4 protein-coding genes are annotated in these 3004 nt (G+C 44.6%); all 4 read left to right on the top strand.

Annotated features, from left to right (window positions below):
* The first annotated feature begins 128 nt into the window (after positions 1-128).
* Positions 129-338 (top strand): sulfur carrier protein ThiS, encoded by a 210-nt coding sequence (thiS, locus tag IQ242_RS21165; RefSeq protein WP_002751314.1) that lies wholly within the window; start codon positions 129-131, stop codon positions 336-338.
* A 33-nt stretch (positions 339-371) separates the two neighbouring features.
* A complete protein-coding gene (locus IQ242_RS21160) occupies positions 372-1508 on the top strand; it encodes an anhydro-N-acetylmuramic acid kinase (protein WP_193961304.1) in 1137 nt (378 codons plus the stop codon).
* On the top strand, positions 1505-2275 hold the full coding sequence (locus IQ242_RS21155; RefSeq protein ID WP_193961303.1) for a peroxiredoxin-like family protein: 771 nt from the start codon (positions 1505-1507) through the stop codon (positions 2273-2275). The genes IQ242_RS21160 and IQ242_RS21155 overlap by 4 nt, the downstream gene beginning before the upstream one ends.
* 221 nt (positions 2276-2496) lie before the next feature.
* Positions 2497-3004 (top strand): RNA-guided endonuclease TnpB family protein (locus IQ242_RS21150; protein WP_193961302.1); only part of this gene is annotated, 508 nt, incomplete at its 3' end.

Genomic DNA, 3004 nt, shown 5'->3' with positions numbered 1-3004 from the left:
GTGTGGGGTGTAGGGTGTAGGGTGTGGGGTGTAGGGTGTGGGGTGTGAGGAGAAAAAAGCTGTCTCCTGTCTCCTGTCTCCTGTCTCCTGACTCCTCCGATTAACTTGATTCGTTCATATCCAAATCCATGTCAGAAATAACCTTGCAAATTAACGGCAAAACTCAAACCTGTTTACCCGCAACTAAACTACCGCAAATGCTAGAAAATTTGGGCATGAATCCTCGGTTAGTTGCAGTGGAATATAACGGGGAAATCCTCCATCGTCAGTATTGGGAAAACACGGAAATCAAGGAGGGGGATAAATTAGAAATTGTTACTATTGTCGGAGGGGGATAAAATAATCAACAATCGACAGTTGAGGGAAAAAACTTGTTAGTTATCGGTTTAATGAGTGGCACATCGGTGGATGGCATCGATACCGCTTTAGTGGAGATTAGCGGTACAGTGGAATCTCCACAGGTGCAGTTATTAGCAGGGGAAACCTATCCCTATTCCCCCCGATTACGCGAGACAATTTTACAAGTCTGTGGGGGAGAAAAGCTATCTATTGAAGCTTTAGCCAGCTTAGATGATGATATCGCCGCAGAATTCGCCCAAGCAGCCGTAAATATCCAAAAAGAAGCCCCAAAAGCCCAATTAATCGGCAGTCACGGTCAAACTGTTTTTCATCGACCCCCCGCAAACGATCGCCTCGGTTACACGGTACAATTAGGACGGGGAGCAGCGATCGCAAAAATTACCCGTATTCCCACCATTAGTAATTTTCGCGCTGCCGATATCGCCCAAGCTGGTCACGGTGCGCCCCTAGTGCCGAAAATTGACGCTTATCTGCTTTCTCACCCCACCAAAACCCGCTGCGTCCAAAATATCGGCGGTATTGGCAATTTAACCTATCTACCCCCCCGACAAAGGGAAAATTGGCAGCAAAAAATTTTCGGTTGGGATACTGGACCGGGCAACGTCCTCATCGATTTGGCCGTACAGTTTTTGAGCCAAGGACAACAAACCTACGACCATAACGGTCAATGGTCGGCCCAGGGTCAACCCTGCTCCGAATTAGTTCATAAATGGCTACAGGAGCCTTATTTTCAACAATATCCCCCTAAATCCACTGGCAGAGAGTTATTTAGCCCCGCCTATCTAGCCCAATTGCGCGAGGATGCCCAAGCTTATTGCCTCAGTGATGCCGACTGGTTGGCTAGTTTAACCGATTTAACCGCCATTTCGATCGCCCACAGCTATCAAACCTTTTTGCCAGAAATGCCCGCGGAAGTGCTGCTCTGCGGTGGTGGCGCTCGTAATGCCTACCTGCGGCAACGACTCCTAGCACATTTGGGGTCAAATGTCAAGCTTTTGACCACTGATGAGGTAGGATTAAATAGCGATTTTAAAGAAGCGATCGCTTTTGCCCTCTTGGCCTATTGGCGCTGGCACAATTTCCCCGGTAATTTACCGAAAGTCACGGGAGCAAAAGAGGAGGTTTTATTAGGAGAAATTTACCTATGAGCAGCAGCTATGAAATATTTTCAACAATTCAACGCCAAAGGGTCAGCGACGGTCAAATAGTGCCAATTTTAAGCGATTGTACTGATTACAAACGTCTTTTAATTCTTGTTTGGCCGCAATTGGGAGATTTTGACAGTCTCGAATACGCTTGGTGGTTAGAAAAAGAGGCAGCCCTTTGGCAAAATGCCGGGATTACCATTCGTGCTATCGGTATCGGCGATCGCAATTCAGGGTTGAAATTCTCTGAATATACGAAATTTCGGCAAGATTGGCTGTTTGTTGACCCCAAAGCCGAATTACACGATTTATTAGGACTTTATCGGGGTTTATCGTTAAAATTACCTGGGTTTTCTCCAGGAAAAAATGCCTGGTTAAATCTAATTTTCATGTGTGCGGGTGTGGGTAGTCCGGGGACTCTGGCCGAAGTGCTGCGGGGTTATCTTGGCGATCGCAAAGCCCCCCAATTAATTGCCGAGGAGGAAACAATACAAGCGCGGCCTTTACCAGCTTTCCGGGGTTCCCTATTCAATCTTGCTGGGGGTCAAGGTTTTCAGCGACCTTTTGAATTAGCCACCCTGAGACTTCGTAATATGAGTCAAGTTTTGGGCAATTGGTCAACATATATCCCCGATAGTAGTTATCTCACCCAACGGGGAGGGACTTTTTTATTTGATAGTCAAGGAAATTTACTCTATGAGCATCGGGATCAAGGTATCTTGGGTTTTGCTGAGAATATGAGTTATCCTCTCGCTTTTTTGCAGGATTAAGCTTTTTTCTTCTGCATCTCGCCCACTCCCAACTCTTGACTTTTAGCTTTTCCAGCTGATGGCTAAAAAACTTTAATGTTGTCCGACCACTTATTACCTAAAGATTGATGAAATTATTTGACGATTCATCGAAAATTTTGGGTCTGAAACCCCGCCGTTTTAGGTTGGCTTTACTGTTAAATATGAGCATCGTTTACGAAATATATGCTAAAATGTGAGGTATGGAAAAAGCCTATTCGTTTCGATTTTACCCCACACCCGAACAAGAGTCGCTATTGCGGCGCACATTGGGCTGTGTAAGATTAGTTTACAACAAAGCTCTCCACGAACGAACACAAGCTTGGTACGAAAAGCAAGAAAGAGTAGGCTACGCTCAAACTTCTTCAATGCTAACCGATTGGAAAAAGCAAGAAGAATTAGACTTTCTCAATGAAGTAAGCTGTGTACCTTTACAACAAGGGTTAAGACATTTACAAACAGCTTTTACTAACTTCTTTGCTGGTCGTACTAAGTATCCTAACTTTAAGAAAAAACATCAGGGAGGAAGTGCCGAATTTACCAAATCTGCTTTTAAATTTAAAGACAAACAAATCTATTTAGCTAAATGCACAGAACCCTTACCTATTCGATGGTCAAGACAAATCCCAGAAAGCTGTGAACCAAGCACAGTAACAGTCAGATTACATCCTTCTGGACGTTGGCATATCTCAATAAGATTTGATGACCCAA

This window comes from Microcystis sp. LEGE 08355 (assembly GCF_015207185.1).
Lineage (GTDB): Bacteria > Cyanobacteriota > Cyanobacteriia > Cyanobacteriales > Microcystaceae > Microcystis > Microcystis panniformis.
The sequence above is the reverse complement of the archived record's forward strand: the minus strand, read 5'-3'. Positions and strand labels throughout refer to the sequence as shown.

Excerpts from the sequence above, each read along its gene's own strand:
- thiS (WP_002751314.1), top strand. The coding sequence starts at position 129 with ATGTCAGAAATAACCTTGCAAATTAACGGCAAAACTCAAACCTGTTTA.
- IQ242_RS21155 (WP_193961303.1), top strand. The coding sequence starts at position 1,505 with ATGAGCAGCAGCTATGAAATATTTTCAACAATTCAACGCCAAAGGGTC.